This is a genomic window from Burkholderia sp. AU28863 (assembly GCF_002223195.1).
GTDB classification, from domain to species: domain Bacteria; phylum Pseudomonadota; class Gammaproteobacteria; order Burkholderiales; family Burkholderiaceae; genus Burkholderia; species Burkholderia sola.
In genome coordinates, this window is sequence record NZ_NKFE01000005.1 from 2,063,353 (window position 1) to 2,079,461 (window position 16,109).

9 protein-coding genes are annotated in these 16,109 nt (G+C 69.1%); 6 read left to right on the plus strand and 3 right to left on the minus strand.

What is annotated here, in order from left to right:
- Nucleotides 1-47: 47 nt before the first annotated feature.
- Nucleotides 48-6,050: an alpha-2-macroglobulin gene (locus CFB81_RS25925; RefSeq protein WP_089436964.1), complete on the minus strand. Its 6,003-nt coding sequence runs from the start codon at nt 6,048-6,050 to the stop codon at nt 48-50.
- A gap of 295 nt (nt 6,051-6,345) precedes the next feature.
- Here CFB81_RS25925 and CFB81_RS25930 point away from each other — a divergent pair, with 295 nt between their 5' ends.
- On the plus strand, nt 6,346-7,614 hold the full coding sequence (locus CFB81_RS25930) for a lipoprotein-releasing ABC transporter permease subunit (protein WP_089436965.1): 1,269 nt from the start codon (nt 6,346-6,348) through the stop codon (nt 7,612-7,614).
- A gap of 17 nt (nt 7,615-7,631) precedes the next feature.
- Here the strand turns inward: CFB81_RS25930 and CFB81_RS25935 are convergent, their stop codons facing one another.
- Entirely contained in the window at nt 7,632-8,444 is an 813-nt protein-coding gene (locus CFB81_RS25935) for a hypothetical protein (protein WP_089436966.1), read from the minus strand.
- A 552-nt stretch (nt 8,445-8,996) separates the two neighbouring features.
- On the opposite strand from CFB81_RS25935, the gene CFB81_RS25945 reads away from it, so the two are divergent.
- Nucleotides 8,997-10,967, plus strand: a complete 1,971-nt coding sequence (locus tag CFB81_RS25945) for a Xaa-Pro dipeptidyl-peptidase (RefSeq protein WP_089436968.1) — start codon at nt 8,997-8,999, stop codon at nt 10,965-10,967.
- A 233-nt stretch (nt 10,968-11,200) separates the two neighbouring features.
- On the opposite strand, the gene CFB81_RS25950 is transcribed toward CFB81_RS25945, so the two are convergent.
- Complete coding sequence (locus CFB81_RS25950; protein ID WP_069621773.1) at nt 11,201-12,130, minus strand: 2-hydroxyacid dehydrogenase; 930 nt, start codon at nt 12,128-12,130, stop codon at nt 11,201-11,203.
- A gap of 166 nt (nt 12,131-12,296) precedes the next feature.
- Here CFB81_RS25950 and CFB81_RS25955 point away from each other — a divergent pair, with 166 nt between their 5' ends.
- From CFB81_RS25955 to CFB81_RS25970, 4 genes are read left to right on the plus strand one after another with little or no spacing between them, the layout of a single operon-like run.
- Complete coding sequence (locus CFB81_RS25955; protein ID WP_069621774.1) at nt 12,297-13,220, plus strand: ABC transporter substrate-binding protein; 924 nt, start codon at nt 12,297-12,299, stop codon at nt 13,218-13,220.
- Nucleotides 13,217-14,395 (plus strand): ABC transporter permease, encoded by a 1,179-nt coding sequence (locus tag CFB81_RS25960; RefSeq protein WP_089436969.1) that lies wholly within the window; start codon nt 13,217-13,219, stop codon nt 14,393-14,395. The genes CFB81_RS25955 and CFB81_RS25960 overlap by 4 nt, the downstream gene beginning before the upstream one ends.
- Nucleotides 14,392-15,345 carry an ABC transporter ATP-binding protein gene (locus CFB81_RS25965; protein ID WP_069621776.1) on the plus strand — a complete coding sequence of 318 codons (954 nt, stop codon included), beginning with the start codon at nt 14,392-14,394 and terminating at the stop codon, nt 15,343-15,345. Before CFB81_RS25960 ends, CFB81_RS25965 begins: the two co-directional genes overlap by 4 nt.
- A complete protein-coding gene (locus CFB81_RS25970; RefSeq protein WP_089436970.1) occupies nt 15,342-16,109 on the plus strand; it encodes an ABC transporter permease in 768 nt (255 codons plus the stop codon). Before CFB81_RS25965 ends, CFB81_RS25970 begins: the two co-directional genes overlap by 4 nt.

The window sequence follows — 16,109 nt, forward strand, 5'->3', positions numbered from 1 at the left end:
CGCGCCTGACGACGGCCGTGGCCCGCGGCACCGGTACGACGGCCCCGTCATCGCACGCGCTCCACCGTCAGCGCCGTGCCGCCCGGCGCCTGCGCCTGCACGCGGCGGTCGTACATCGATTCGCCGTAAGCGGGCGGCGCGACGAAGCGGCCCGCGTTGCTCGCCTTGATCCGGTAGACGAACTCGCGCACGTCGGTCGTCGCGGTGCCGTAGATCACCACGCGATCCTCGCGGATATCGGCGAACTGCGGCTGCCACGTCGAGCCTTTCACGCCGATCGGAGAATGCCACGGTGCGTCGGCCGCCGGCGCCGATGCACTGCCGTCTCCGTTGCCGTCGCCGTCCTGCGTGTCGATCACCGGCGGCGGCGCGATCACGGGATCGAAGCCGCCCGGCAGCAGGTCGACGATCGCGACGTTGCCGACGTTCGCCGAACCGGTCGCGCGAATTTTCAGGTGTACGTCGATCTCCTGGCCGAGCGCGATCCTGGCGAGCGGCTTGCCGTCGGTATCCGTGTAGTCGCGCACGATCTCCAGCCCGTTCCTGATCGCCTTCGTCGACGTGCCGCGGTCGTAGCCCGACTGGCTCGCGACCCACCATGCCGGCAGCGCGCTGCCGTTCACGAACTCGACGCGCGACGCGCCGGCCGCCCACGTGCCCGAGCGCACGAGGTTCGCCTGGATCGACGACACGTCCTTCGGCGCGGCGCCCGCGCGCATCTCGTTGATCGCGAGCCGGTCGAGCTGGCCCGCGTTCGATGCCGCATACGCGTCGAGCGCGAGAATCGTCATCGCCGACGACAGCGTGTTGTAGCGATTGTCGACGAGTGGCGCGGCGAGGTTGTCCATCGCGCGCGGCGACAGCTTGCGCACGCGCTCCGGGAAGTGCTTCGCGAGCAGGTACAGCACGCTCGCATCGCGCGTCAGCGGATCGATGTAATAGCCGGTCGCATCACCGCCGTCGGACGCGCGCTTGCGTTCGAGCAACGCCTGCGGCCCGGCGATCAGTGCGGCGGCCTCCTTGTCCTGCTTCAGCAACTGATACGACGCAGCGAGCCACGCGGCCGCGAGATCGCTGTTCCAGTCGTTCGGATAGGCCGCCTGCAGCCGCTTCTGCACGGCCGCGAGGCTGTTGGTCGTCACGTTGCCCTGGCGCGTCAGCAGGTACACCGCGTACGCGCGCTGCCGCAGCAGATCGAGCGAGCCGAGCGAATCGTTCGCGGCGAGCCGCTGCAAGTACTGATTGCCCGCGTCGAGCATGTCCTTCGGCACCGCGACGCCGCGCTCGCGCGCGTCGAGCAGCACGTGCATCGCATACGCGGACACGAACGGATCAGCATCGGGTGTCGCGCTCCACAGGCCGAAACCGCCCTGCGCGTTCTGCCGGGTGCGCAGCACGCCGAGGAACTGCGCGATCGCGCTCGCGTTCGCCGCATCGACGCCGGCCTCGGGCGCATGCATCGCGCTCGTCAGCGCGCGCGCCGACAGCCATTTCGCCGCGAACACGCGCGGCACGACCGCGCTCACCATCTGCTCGCTGCAGTAGTGATCGAAGTTGACGAGAAACGACGACAACCCTTCGGTCAGCACCAGCGGCGCCGTGGAAATACTCGCGTCGCGCGACGCATACGCGTCGTACATCGACCGCAGGTTCGGCACGCCCGTCTTCTTGCCCGGGTCGAGCCGCGCGATGTCGAGCTGCGTGCGGAACGCGGCGGCCGGCCGCACCGACACGTCGACACGCTGCTGCGCGCCCTTCGCGCCGTAGCGCGCGCCGAACGACAGCGCGCCCGAGCCGAGCGTATCGGTCGCCTTCACGCGGAACAGCGCGACGCCTTCGTGCTGCGGGGCGAGCGCGACGTTCTGCGTCGCCGGCCCGATCACCTGCAACTGCGGGCCCGTCTTCAGCGTGACCGCCACCGGCACCGGCTGGTTGCCGACGCCCGTCAGGTTGTTCGCGACGCCGACGCTGACGTCGGCCTCGTCGCCCGGCGCGAGCGTCGTCGGCACGTTCGGCGACAGCACGAAATCGCCGCGCACCGTCGTCGCGCTTTCGAACGTGCCGACGAGGTCCGGCGACACCGACACGGCCATCACCCGCAGCTTCCCGTTGAAGTAGTCGGGCACCGTGTAGCTCAGGCGTGTGTCGCCGTTCACGTCGACGATCCCCGACCAGTAGACGACCGGCTCGTCGCGCTTGCGCTTGAACGGGTTCAACTGGCGGCCGACCGCGTCGTCGGCGTCGCCGCCGGGCGCGGCCATCGCCATCAGCTTCTCGAAGTCCGGCAGGATCAGGTCGAGGATCTGCGACGTGCCGACTTCGAGCATCCGCTTGCGGAAGAAGAACTTCAGCGGATCGCCGAGCTTGTAGCGCGCGACCTGCAGGATGCCCTCGTCGACCGCGAACACCACGACCTTCGCGGGCTTCGCCGAATGCACGGTGAAGTTGACGGTATCGCCCGGCTTCACGAGCGCCGGCGCATCGACGCTGACCGCGTTGCGGCGCGCATCGAGGTTCACCGAGAACGGCACGACGCCGTAGCTCAGCGGGCTCATGAAGATCTCGTCCGACGACGGATCGCGGATGTATTGGACGTTGATGTAGCCGTTGCCTTCGAAGCCGGCCGGCACCGTGATGTGCTGGATCGAGCTCGTCGTGTCCGCATGGAACCACGCATGTGCATACACCTTGTCGCGCTCGATCGTGATCAGGCCGCTGCCCGCGTAAGGCGCGCGGATCGCGATTTCCACCTGCTCGCCCGGCTTGAAGTCGTGCTTCGCGAGGCTCACCTGAAGCTCCGCGTTGCGGTCGAGCGAACGCGTGACGTTCGCGGCGCCCGTGACCGAATACTCGATCCGGTTCACCGCGGCGCCATCGGCGCGGCGGATCACGAGCGCATAGCTGCCCGGCTTGTCGGTGCGCAGCGCGTAGTCGAGCCCGGCTGCCGGAATCGACAGCGGCTTCTCGTCGACCGGCACTTCCTTCAGCCGCGAATCGTATTTGTAGGCACCGGAATCCTGCTTCGTCAGCACCGACACGTAACGCTGCTCGACGAGCTGCGCGCGCAGGTCCTTCACGTCGATCGCCCTCGCGCCCGGATCGATCGCGACGAGCCGCACCGTGCGCGGGCTGCCGCGCTTCACGTAGCCGAGATCGTCGACCGACTTGTAGCCGACGAGCCAGTCGTTGTTCGATACGAGCGTCTGCGCGTTCGCGGCGACGTTGCGGCCGCCTTCCGCTTCATATGCCTTCGCCTGGAAGTAGAGCTGGTAGGTCGCGTCCGCGTACTTGTCGAGATCGAGATCGAATTCGGCATGGCCCTTGTCGTCGGTCGTGCCGTCCTGCAGCGCGGTCGTGTAGCCCTCCTTCGCGCGGCGTGCGTCGAAGAAGTGATACCCCTGCCAGCTGCGGAACGACGGCCACACGGGGCGCAGCGTCAGCGTCGCCGCGACGCGGCGTTTCTCGGCCGGCGTGCCGAACAGGTTCTGCGCATCGACGATGCCCTTCAGGCCCTTCGGCTTCACCCACCCTTCGACGACCTGCTGCGACAGCTTCGCGTCGACCTTCATCCGGTCGGGCAGGAATTCCTTCACCTGCACCGTCGTGCTGCCGATCGGCTCGGCGCCCGGCTGACCGTCCTTGACGATATACAGGTTGACCGTCCACGTACCGGTTGGCGCCGTTTCGGCGGTCGTGTAGCCGAGCTCGGTGAAGCCCGTCGCGTCGACGGTCACCGGCTTGCGCTCGACGGTCATCCCGCGCGGATCGACGATCTCCGCCTGCAGCGGCACGCCGGCCGGGCTGCGCGCCCAGCTGGCCGCGCGCACGATCAGGCCGATGTGGAACGGATCGCCGGGCCGGTACAGCCCGCGATCCGAGAACAGGTACGCGGACAGTTGCCCCTGGCCCGTCGCGTTGCGTTCGCCGTCGACGTCGAAGCGCGAGAAGTCGAGCTGACGGTCGCGGCCGGCCACCGGCAGGAACGACAGGTCGGTGTCCTTCTTCACGACGTACAGCTGCGGACGCTTCTCGCGGTCGAGCCCCTTGAACGCGGGGAAATGCACGACGCCGTCGGCGCCGGTCGTCTGCGTGAACAGCGCCTGCCCGTTCACCGCGAGCACCGACACGGTTGCGCCCGCAACCGGCTTGCCGGACCGGATCGACTGGACGAACACGTCCTGGCTGCCGTCCAGCGCCTTCTTGACCAGCATCCCGAGATCGGTCACGACGATCAGGCGCGTATCGCCGAGTGCGTTGTCGCCGTCGTCGCCGTTGCCGCTGCTGTCGCCCGAATCGGCGTTGTCGGACTGATCGTGGCCGCCCTCATCGGACGCCGCGTCGCCGTCCGTCGCGTCGTCGGCCTTCTTCTTCTCGGCCGCCGGATCGTACTTCGACAGGTGCAGCAGGAACACGCCGCGCTTGCCGTCCTTCAGATACTGGCCGAGGTCGACGCCTTCGTAATGGGCGCGGCCGGGGTCGCCGGCGGGGAACGCGCGGGTCTGCACGAAGCGCTCGACGATGTGATCCTCGCTGAACGAATACGACAGCTCGGGCCGCGCGTACGTGCCGTTGTTGAAGCTCACGAGATGCTGGATCTGGTCGGGCAGCACGCGGCCGATCTCGACCTTCATGCCCGGCAGGTTGCGCGACACGACCGACAGCCGCTTGCTGCCGCTCATCGACAGCAGCGAGCCGTCGGCCATGAAGCGCAGCAGCTTCGGATAGTCGGGCACCGTGAACGCGGTCGTCGCCGCCTCGGCGAGCAGGTAACCGCCCGCCGATTTCAGGTTGCCCTCGATTCGCACGACGATGCGATCGCCCGGCGTCGCGTGATACTTGAAGCTTTGCAGCGTCGCATAGTCGTTCTCGGTGGGCACCGCTTCGAGCGGCAGCGGCTTCGACTGCTTCAACACCGCGTCGCTGATGTCGACCAGGTTCCATTCGTACGGCGGATCGTCGTCCGACTGATCGACGCCCGGCTTGCGCTTCGGCAGCACCCACGCCTTCGCGCGCGCGGCCAGCTCGGCGCTGCGCACACCGTCGGACGCTTCGGCGACGAGCACCTGCTCCGGCTCGTAGCGCTCGTTGTCGACCAGGGTCGGCGCGATATTGCCGATCGACAGGCTGTACAGCCCCGGCACGTCGACCGACGCGTGCAGTACGTCCGCCGTGCCGTTGCCGCCGCGCGCGCTCTTCACGCCCTTGTCGACGTCGAGCCGCACCGCCAGCGGATCGCGCGGAATCTCGAGCGGCTGCGAGTAGACCCACGCGCTCGTCTTCATCTTGTCGTAGTTGACCGTATAGCGCAGCGGCGACACGGTCTTGCCGTCGCGGCCGACCAGCACCAGGCCGATGCGCTTCTCGAACTCGGCTGGATCGACCGGGTAGTTGAACCGCAACTGCAGCAGCGCCTGCTTCTCCGCCGGATTGTCGGGGTTCTGGTAGAACTGGTTGTCGCCGACCGTCGCGGCGAACGCCGGCACGTCGAACGCGAAACGGTCGTCGCGCATCGTCACCTGCGGCGCGAACACGCGATGCACGGCGAAGCGCACCTCGACGTGCGCGCCGACCGGCCAGTCGGCCGCCGGCGTGAAGCGCAGCGTCTTGTCGTCGGCCCACTCCCACGCGCCCTTCAGCGCGGGCGTCATCTCGATGCCGTCGCCGGCCGGCTTGCCGACCTGTTCGATCGGCGCGGCCGATTGCGAGAACGCCACTTCCAGCGGATGCACGGTGATCTTCGGCTTGTCGGTGTCGTCGACCTCGTAGGTCGTGATCGCCGGCGCCTTCACGGTGAAGCCGACGGTTTCGGGCTCGGGCGGCTTCGGGCGATGCTTGAACCAGTAGCCGCCGTAACCGAGCGCGGCCGCGAGCAGCACGACGCCGCCGGCATGCCACGGGCGGCGGCGCACGGCCGCGGCGGTGACGCCCATCCATGCGGGCGCCGTCCACGACACGTCGCCGACCAGCGGCCGCAGCGCGCAGCCGAGCAGCCACCACACGAAGCCCGCTGCCCGGATCGGCAGGAGCAGCAAGAAACGCAGCAAATCCATTTTGTTATTTCCTTGTCAAGGACATGCTGCCCAAGCGGCAACCTTCCCCGAATCGTTATGGGTCTGTGACGGCGCGGCCCGGTTGCGCCGTGATGATTTGGTATGTTCGACCGGATGCTGGGCGCCATTATCGATCAGACCCGAAACGATGGAAATATCGGCGTGCCGCCGCGCAACGCCGACCGATGACCGGCCGGTCGGGCGGATTTCCGCGGGTGCGGGGTCCGCCTCCCGAGCGCTGCACACGGCGACGCGGCGTTCGCTAGAATGCGCGGCTCGGCAGGATCGAATCGAAATGAAAGGAAACCGCTTGAAACTCCCGTTCGAATGGCAGATCGGGCTGCGCTACGCGCGCGGCGGCCGGCGCTCGGCCGGCGACGGCTTCGTATCGTTCATCGCCGGCGCCGCGATGGCCGGCATCGCGCTCGGCGTGGCCGCGCTGATCGTCGTGCTGTCGGTGATGAACGGCTTTCGCACCGAGGTGCGCGACCGGATGCTGTCGGTGCTCGCGCACGTGGAAATCTTCGCGCCGTCCGGCGCGATGTCCGACTGGCGGCTGACCGCGCACGAATCGTTACAGAATGCTGCCGTGCGTGCCGTCGCGCCCTATGTCGACGCGCAGGCGCTGCTGACGAACGCGGGCAACGTGACGGGCGTCGCGCTGCGCGGCATCGCCCCCGTGCTCGAGCCGCGCGTGTCCGAGATCGCGCGCAAGCTGAAGACCGGGCGCCTCGACGCGCTCGTGCCGGGCGAGATGGGCATCGTGCTCGGCGCCACGCTCGCCGACGCGCTGCACGTGAAGATCGGCGACCGCATCACGTTCTTCGCGCCCGGCAACACCGCGCGCCTGGGCGACGCGCTGCCGCGGTTCCGCCAGTTCAACGTGGTCGGCACGTTCGAGTCGGGCCACTACCAGTACGACAGCGCGCTCGCGTACATCCACATCCGCGACGCGCAGCAACTGTTCAACGTGAGCGCGCCGACCGGCCTGCGGCTGCGCGTCGACGATCTGCAGCGCGCGCCGGAGATCGCGCTGGCGCTGTCGCGCACGCTGTCGGGCAACCTGTATATCCGCGACTGGACGGGGCAGAACCGCACGTGGTTCGAAGCCGAGCGGCTGCAGAAACGGATGCTGTCGCTGATCCTGATGCTGATCGTCGCGGTCGCCGCGTTCAACCTCGTGTCGTCGCTCGTGATGACGGTCACGCAGAAGCAGGGCGACATCGCGATCCTGCGCACGCTCGGCGCGCCGCCCCGCTCGGTCATGAAGATCTTCGCGATCCAGGGGATGACGATCGGCCTCGCCGGCACGCTGGCAGGCGTCGCGCTCGGCTGCGCGATCGCGGTGAGCATCCCGGTGGTGCTGCCGGCGGTCGAGCAGTGGCTCGGGATCCGCTTCCTGACGCCGTCCGTGTACTTCCTCAGCGCGCTGCCGTCGAAGCTGTCGGCGCTCGACGTGATCGAGATCGCATCGGCCGCGTTCCTGATGTCGTGCGTCGCGACGCTGTACCCGAGCTGGCGCGCCGCGCGGGTGCGGCCGGCCGAGGCGCTGCGCGACGAGTAGGCGCGAGCGGCGCGGCGTTACGCGATCTCGTGGAAGCCGACGCTGTTGCCGCCGTCCGGCGCGTAGCCGGCGAGCACGTCGAAGCCGACGTTGACGAGTTCCATACGCATGCCGTAGGACTTGTTGCCGGATGAATCGACGAAAATCGCCGTGCCCGACGACAGCTGGCGCGCGGCGTTCAGCAGCGCGAGCGTGCCGCGCGCCGTGCCGGCCGACGGCTCGATCGTCAGCGTCGTGCCGTCCTGCGTGGTGAAGTGGCCGCCCGGCGGCACGGACGGCGGGTTGTCCGCGACCGACCGGTTGAGCAGGCTCATGAAGTGAAAACGCGCATCGGCGCCCTGGCTCGCCGCCGCGCGATCGGTATCCGTGAACGTGTCGCCGCGCACGGCCGCGCCTTGCGCGGCGAGATCGACGGCCTGCTCGTGAAAGGCGCGCGTCGCAAGCACGAGGCCGGCGTTCGAATTCAGCGTCGACTCGATCCATGCGCGATCGCTGTCCGTGAGCGTCTTCGACACGACCTGGATCCGGCCGTCGTCGGTCGTGAAGTCGAACTGCGCATCGGCCAGATCCGGGCGGTTGGTCACGATGTCCTGCAGGCTCGTCGCGAGCGCATCGGTCACGCCGCGCAGCTTCATCGTCAAGTCACCCACCATCGACAACTGTTTCGTCATCGCCGCCTGCAGCGCGTCCGGATCGATTGCGCGGATGCCGATCGGCTTGTCTTGCGGGGCGCCGGACGCCGTCGTGTCCGTCGTCTGGCGCCCATCGAGCGCCGCCTGCGCCATTTGCGCGAGCGTAAGGCCGCCCGCCGCCGTAACCGGTATCGTCATTGCCCTCGTTCTCTCTCGTTTTGAGCCTGTTTTTCCCTGTTTACGGACGGATTGCCGGGAAGTTAAGCGCACATGCGCACCCATATCGAAACTTTGTTTGATTCAAGCTAAAAAAGTTTGACACGGACATTTCACTGCGATAACTTTTGCGCAAGCTTCCGGAAAGCAATCCGGCCAGCGTGCCGACTCGCGTCGCGCTTTCCTGCCGTTGCAGCACCGTCGTTCGCAACATTCCCGCCTCATCGCATCGTGCCGTTCCGTTTCATCCGAAACCTGAAGGAAGTCCGGGCATGCCCGCATTTGATTCGCACTCCTGCATTCACGGCGAACCGCCGCACTGACGATTTCCGTTCGGGGCGATGCGCTCGCCCCGACGCCGGCCGGATGCGCGCCGCCTGACGCGCATCGGCACAGGGCGAGGCGTTCGCACGTGTCGTCCGCCGTTTTTGATGGTGCAGTTCCGCTTCATCCGACGCAGCACCCGGCCAGGCCGCAGGGGGCGTATCGCGAGCCGGCCGGTTCCAGACAATCACAAGAGACGAGGTCGATTCAATGAACATTCATCGAACCGGAGTGCGGCGCGCATGGCTGCCCGCGCTCGTGGCGGCCGCGACGCTCGCCGCGTGCGGCGGCGACGACGGCGGCAGCGTGGCGGGCGCGTCAGCGCTCGCACAGGGCCAACAGGAGGGGGCCGCCGCCGCGGCCGATCAGTCCAGTACGCAATCGCTCGCGGCGCGTTTTTCGCCGTCCGGCGTGCCTTACGCGAATCCGGCGAGCGGCGGACGCTACAAGCCAGTGATCAGCAACGGTCAGGTGCAGCCGTCGCTGTCCGGCGGCACGATCGAAGAGAACGCGTGGGTCGACACGCCGGTCGATTCCGACGGCGACGGCACGCGCGACCGCATCCACGTGCGCATCGTGCGGCCGTCCGAGACCGCGAACGGCGCGCGCACGCCCGTCATCGTGCTCGCGAGCCCGTATTACGCGGGGCTCGCCGACAGCCCCAACCACGACGTCGACGTCGAACTCGACGGCACGCCGCATCCGGCCGCGACCGCCGGCGCCCCGGCATCGGCATCCACGCGCATCCTCGCCGCCGCACCGCAAACTCGGATGCTGCAGCAGGTCGAGGCGGCCGCCGCCGGCCGCTCGTGGATCGAGAGCTACTTCGTGCCGCGCGGCTTCACGATCGTCTATGCGGATTCGCTCGGCACCGCCGGCTCGGACGGCTGCCCGACGATCCTGACGCGCGACGAATCGGTCGCGATGGCGTCGGTGATCCGCTGGCTCGGCCGCGACGCGACCGCGAAGGACGCGAACGGCAAGACGGTCGTCGCGAACTGGTCGACCGGCCACGTCGGCATGTACGGCGTGTCGTACGACGGCACGCTGCCGAAGATGGTCGCGAGCCTGCGCACGCGCGGGCTCGACGCGATCGTGCCGATCGCGGGGCTGTCGAACATGTACGGCTACTACCGCTCGGGCGGCCTCGTGCGCGCGCCGGAAGGCTATCAGGGCGAGGATGTCGACGTGTACATCAAGGCGCTGCTGACGAACGCGCATCCGGAGCGTTGCACGCACCTGATCGACGAAGCGCTGCAGCAGGAAGACCGCAAGACCGGCGACTATTCGCCGTTCTGGGCCGCGCGCGACATTCCGACCGCGTTCGCGGTCGCGCCGGCGCTCGTCGCGCAAGGGCTCACCGACGATAACGTGCGCGTCGACCAGTCGACGTCGTGGTATCTGGCGATGCGACGCCAGGGCGTGCCGACCCAGCTGTGGCTGCATCGTCTGAAGCATACCGATCCGACCCGCGTGCCGGCGATGGCCGACGCATGGACGGCGGAGGTGAACCGGTGGTTCACGCGCTACCTGATCGGCTATGACAACGGCGTCGAGCAGGATCCGCGCGCGGTGATCGCGCAGGCGGACGGCACGCTGCTGAAGGAAGCCGACTGGGCCGCGCGCCACGCGACGCCGGTCACGTACTTCGCGGGCGGCGACGGCGCGAGCACCGGCACGCTGCTGCGGCTGCCGAGCGGCGGCCCGCTCGCGCGCTTCACCGACGATGCGCGCATTCCCGCGCTCACGCTGGCGAACACGCCGACCGGCGAAAACCGCAGCCGCTTCGAGACCGCTCCGCTGACGGCCGCGGCACGCCTGTCCGGCACCGCGACCGCGCGCGTCCGGCTGACCTTCACCGGCGTCGCGAACGTGACGGCCTTGCTGGTCGACCGCGCGCCGGACGGCACGGCGACGATCGTCACGCGCGCATGGACCGACCCGCGCAACCGGCTGTCCGAGTGGGTGTCGCAACCGGTGCTGCCCGGCATGCCGTACGACCTGAAGCTGACGTTCATGCCGCGCGACTACAAGCTGGAAGCCGGCCATCGGCTGGGGCTCGTCGTCCTCTCCAGCGACTATGAGGCGACGCTGCGGCCAACGCCGGGCACCGGGCTGACGCTCGATCCGGCCGGCACGTCGGTGACGGTGCCGCTGGCGTCGCCGTCGACAGGCGTGTAACCGTGCGCCGGCTGCCGGCGTAACGGCGCCGCGCCCCCCCGCCTGCATGCCCGTGGATGCGGGCGGGGGATCGCTAGATGAAGGAAGTGCCAGGTCGATCGCCGCGAAATCGTTCCGAGCGGCGAACACGACCGGTTCGGATCGATCTCGATGCCGACAAGCCGGCGAACCGGCCGGATTTCGACCGGGAGTCCTGCAAACAGGCGGACTGCTTCGATGGCGCCGCCCGGCGCTCACACCGGCGTCAACACCGGCTGCCCCGCAAAGTGCCGCGCCGCGTTGTCGAGAAACTGCCGCACCGAACGATCGAGCGCCTCGGGCGACCAGCCGCCCATGTGCGGCGTCAGCACGACGCTGTCGAGATCGGTCAGCGCGCGCGGCGGTTCCGGTTCGCCTTCGTACACGTCGAGCCCCGCGCCCGCGATGCGCCGTTCGCGCAGCGCGTCTGCCAAAGCAGCGGTATCGACAACACTGCCGCGCGACACGTTGACGAGAAACCCGCCGGGGCCGAGTGCGTCGAGCACGGTGCGATCGATCAGATGCCGCGTGCCCGCGCCGCCTGGCGTCGCGACGATCAGGAAATCGGCCCACTGCGCGAGCGCGTCGATCCGATCGAAATAGCGGTACGGCACGGGCTTCTCCGACCGGTTGTGATAACCGGTCTCGATGTCGAAGCCGGCCGCGCGACGCGCGCACTTCTCGCCGATCTTGCCGAGCCCGACGATGCCGAGCTTCTTGCCCGACACGTTCGGCGGCATCGACAGCCCGTCGCGCCACACGCCCGCGCGGGTCTTCGCATCGAGCTGCACGACGTTGCGCACCGTCGCGAGCAGCAGCGCGAACGCGTGATCGGCGACACAATCGTCGTTGGTGCCGGCGCCCGTGGCCACGGCAATGCCGCGCGCCTTCGCGTGCGCGACGTCGATGTGCTCGTAGCCGGCGCCGAGCGCGCTGACGAACGTCAGCTGCGGCAGCCGGTCGATCTCGGCGGCGGTCAGCCCCGTGCTGCCGTTGGTCAGCACCGCCCGAATCGTGCTGCCGTGTTCGGCGATCGCGCGTTCGCGTGCGTCGGGAGTCGGGGCATAACGCACGTCGAACGACGCGGCGATCTCGCGATGCGCGTCGCCGCGCAATGCGATGAGGACCAGCAGCTCGGGCTTCATGTCAGCAAATGTCCGCAGGCGGGAGTGAATTCCAGTGTAACAAGCGCGTACGACGGTTGCGGGTTATCCCCACACCGGCTGTGGACACGCCGCCGCACGCGGTTTGCCAAAGCCCGCTCAGTCAAGTAACTTTCGGCGTACGCCCCCGTCCTGGAGATTGGCCCCGATGAAGCTCGCCCTGCCCGCCCGGATCCTGGGCCTCGCGTTCGCCGCCGCGATCGTCGCGCCCGGCGCGCACGCCGACACGCCCGTCGTGGTGTCGTCGAAGATCGACACCGAAGGCAACCTGCTCGGCAACCTCATTTCACAGGTGCTGAAAGCCCACGGCATTCCCGTCACCGAGAAGATCGCGCTCGGCACGACGCCGATCGTGCGCAAGGCGCTCACGAGCGGCGAGATCGACCTCTACCCCGAATACACGGGCAACGCCGCGTTCTTCTTCAACAAGGCCGACGATCCTGTGTGGAAGAACGCGAGCCAGGGCTACGACACCGCGAAGAAGCTCGACTACGCGGCGAACCATCTCGTGTGGCTCGCACCGGCGCCCGCGAACAACACCTGGGGCGTCGCGCTGCTCGCGCCCGTCGCGCAGTCGCAGCACCTGAAGACCTTCTCCGACTTCGGCAAGTGGGTCGCCGGCGGCGGCAAGGTGAAGCTCGCGGCGTCGGCCGAATTCGTGAACAGCGCGTCCGCGCTGCCGTCGTTCGAAAAAGCGTACGGCTTCAAGCTGAAGCCCGAGCAGCTCGTGGTGCTCTCCGGCGGCGACACGGCCGCGACGATCAAGGCCGCCGCGAACCAGACCGACGGCGTGAACGCCGCGATGGTCTACGGCACCGACGGCGGCATCGCATCGAGCGGCCTCGCGGTGCTCGACGACGACAAGCACGTGCAGCCCGTCTACGCGCCGGCGCCGGTGATCCGCGAAGCCGCGCTGAAAGCGCATCCGCAGATCGCCGACTTGCTGAAGCCCGTGTTCGCGAGCCTCGACCTGAAGACGCTGCAATCGCTGAACGCCCGCATCCAGCTCAACGGCGAGCCAGCGGCCGGCGTCGCGAAAAGCTACCTGAAAGCGAAGGGTTTCGTGAAATGACGGCGCGCGCGGCGGCGTCCGCGCGGCGCGTCACGCTCGACAAGGTCGGCATCCTGATCGGCATGCTGACGCTCGTCGCGGTGTTCGGGCTGTCGTTCGCGGTGCTGCGGCCGAACCGGATCGCGGCCGGCACCGGACTGTCGGTGCTCGCCGCGCTGCCGCCGATACAGGGCGCCGTGCTCGCCGCGCTATGGACCGTCGGCGCGCTGTGGGCGACGACGGCGAGCCGTCCCGCGTGGCGGCTCGCGGCCGGCTGCGCGGGGCTCGCGACACTTGCGTATGCGGTCGGCGCGGCCGCGACGCACGTCGTCGCACCCGACGACATGCTGGCCCGCGTGTCGCCCGACGCCGGCGTCTGGCTGCTGCTGTTCGCGTGGGCCGTGCTGATCGCCGACGCGCTCGCGCGCCTCGCGTTCGGCCCGTGGCGGCGCCTCGCCGCGCTCGCCGTCGCGATAGCAGCGGTTTCCGTGCCGCTCGCGAGCGGCTGGTGGGACGGCCTCTCGGTGATGCGCGAATACGCGGTGCGCAGCGACGATTTCTGGCGCGAGGCGATCCGTCACGTGTCGCTCGCGGGCGGCTCGGTCGCCGCCGCGCTCGTCGCGGGCGTGCCGCTCGGTATCGCCTGCGCGCGCATCGCGACGGTGCGCACCGTCGCGATGCCCGTCCTCAATATCGTGCAGACGATCCCCAGCATCGCGATGTACGGGCTGATGATGGCGCCGCTCGGCCTGCTCGCCGCGCACGTGCCGCTCGCGGCCGCGCTCGGCATCCGCGGCATCGGCGTCGCGCCGGCCGTGCTCGCGCTGTTCCTCTACTCGCTGCTGCCGATCGCATCGAGCGTCGTGGTCGGGCTCGAACAGGTGCCGCCGCACGTGACCGAAGCCGCGCGCGCGATGGGCATGACGCGCGCGCAGCGGCTGCTGCGGGTCGATCTCGTGCTCGCGCTGCCGGTGATCCTGAGCGGCGTGCGCATCGTGCTCGTGCAGAACATCGGGCTGACCGCGGTGGCCGCGCTGATCGGCGGCGGCGGGTTCGGCACCTTCATCTTCCAGGGGATCGGGCAATCGGCCGCCGATCTCGTGCTGCTCGGCGCGATTCCGACGATCGCGCTCGCACTGGCGGCCGCGGTCGTGTTCGAAGCCGCGACGTCGCTCGCGAAAGGGCGTGCAGGATGATCGAGATCGAACGAGTCGGCAAACGCTTCGGCGACGTGGTCGCCGTCGACGACGTATCGCTGACGATGCAGCGCGGCACGATCACCGCGCTCGTCGGCGCCTCGGGCAGCGGCAAGTCGACGCTCTTGCGCATGATCAACCGGCTGATCGCGCCGACCAGCGGCACGATTCGCATCGACGGCGTCGATACGGCGAGCGTCGCGCCCGAGCAACTTCGCCGCGGCATCGGGTATGCGATCCAGGGGCACGGGCTGTTTCCGCACTGGAGCGTCGCGCGCAACATCGCGACCGTGCCGCGCCTGCTCGGCTGGCCGGCCGAGCGCATCGACGCGCGCGTGAACGAACTGCTCGACCTGTTCCATCTCGCGCCGGCCGAATTCGCAGGCAAGCTCCCGCACGAACTGTCGGGCGGCCAGCAGCAGCGCGTCGGCGTGGCGCGCGCCCTTGCGGCCGAGCCCGCGATGCTGCTGATGGACGAACCGTTCGGCGCGCTCGATCCGATCATCCGCAACAAGGCGCAGGACGACCTGTTCGCGCTGCAGCGCCGCCTCGGCATCACGGTCGTGATCGTCACGCACGATATCGAGGAAGCGCTGAAGCTCGGCGACACGATCGCGGTGATGGACGGCGGCCGGCTGCTGCAGGTCGCGTCGCCGGCCGAGATTCTCGGCAAGCCGGCGGCGGGTGTCGTCGAACAGCTCGTCGCGGGCGTCGACCGGCCGCTGCGCCTGCTCGCGCTCACGCCGATCGACGCCGTGGCCGAACCCGGCCATGCGGACGGCGAACCGATCGCGGCGACGCGCACGCTGCGCGATGCGGTGTCCGAATTGTTGTGGCGCGGTGTCGATGCGCTGCCCGTCGACGATACGGCCAACGGCAATCAGCACGCGCACGGCCCCCGCCGCATCACGCTCGACGCGATCCGCTCGCACGCGAGGCAGCCCGCATGACGACGCGCGGCAACGTGCGACCCAAGCGGTCTTCGCTTCCCGCGTACGTCGCCCGCGCGGCGGCGCTCGCGCTGCTGCTCGTGCTGCTGTTGCGCCCCGTCTGGCTGCAGGGCGTGTTCGCGCCGTTCGCGGACAACGGCGCGCCGGTGATCTACGATCGCGCGAGCCTGCTCGATCTCACGCTTGCGCATCTCGGCACGGTCGCACTGTCGAGCCTGATCGGCACGATCGTCGCGGTCGCGGCCGGCATCGCGGTCACGCGGCCGTTCGGCGCGGATTTCCTGCCGGTCGCGCGCAGCGTCGTCGACATCGGCCAGACCTTCCCGCCGGTCGCCGTGCTCGCGCTGGCCGTGCCGGCCGTTGGCTTCGGCTTGAAGCCCGTGCTGATCGCGCTCGTGCTGTACGGACTCCTGCCGGTTTTCGAAAGCACGATCGCAGGGATCGAGGACGTGCCGCGCGACGTCGTCGACGCCGCGCGCGGGATGGGGATGGGCGGCTGGCAGCAGCTGGTATCCGTCGAGCTGCCGCTCGCGTTTCCGGTGATCGTCAACGGCATCCGCCTCGCGGTCGTGATCAATCTCGGCACCGCGACGATCGGCTCGACGGTCGCCGCGCGCGGGCTCGGCGACGTGATCATCGCGGGCCTGCAGACATCGAACACCGCGTTCGTGCTGCAAGGCGGCGTGATCGTCGGCTTGCTCGCGGTGCTCGTCAGCGATGCGATCGGCGCGATCGCGCGGGTGGCGAGCGCGCGGCGCGCGTAG

Excerpts from the sequence above, each read along its gene's own strand:
- CFB81_RS25935 (WP_089436966.1), bottom strand. The coding sequence starts at position 8,444 with ATGACGATACCGGTTACGGCGGCGGGCGGCCTTACGCTCGCGCAAATG.
- CFB81_RS25960 (WP_089436969.1), top strand. The coding sequence starts at position 13,217 with ATGACGGCGCGCGCGGCGGCGTCCGCGCGGCGCGTCACGCTCGACAAG.
- CFB81_RS25945 (WP_089436968.1), top strand. The coding sequence starts at position 8,997 with ATGAACATTCATCGAACCGGAGTGCGGCGCGCATGGCTGCCCGCGCTC.
- CFB81_RS25965 (WP_069621776.1), top strand. The coding sequence starts at position 14,392 with ATGATCGAGATCGAACGAGTCGGCAAACGCTTCGGCGACGTGGTCGCC.
- CFB81_RS25925 (WP_089436964.1), bottom strand. The coding sequence starts at position 6,050 with ATGGATTTGCTGCGTTTCTTGCTGCTCCTGCCGATCCGGGCAGCGGGC.
- CFB81_RS25950 (WP_069621773.1), bottom strand. The coding sequence starts at position 12,130 with ATGAAGCCCGAGCTGCTGGTCCTCATCGCATTGCGCGGCGACGCGCAT.
- CFB81_RS25955 (WP_069621774.1), top strand. The coding sequence starts at position 12,297 with ATGAAGCTCGCCCTGCCCGCCCGGATCCTGGGCCTCGCGTTCGCCGCC.
- CFB81_RS25930 (WP_089436965.1), top strand. The coding sequence starts at position 6,346 with ATGAAAGGAAACCGCTTGAAACTCCCGTTCGAATGGCAGATCGGGCTG.
- CFB81_RS25970 (WP_089436970.1), top strand. The coding sequence starts at position 15,342 with ATGACGACGCGCGGCAACGTGCGACCCAAGCGGTCTTCGCTTCCCGCG.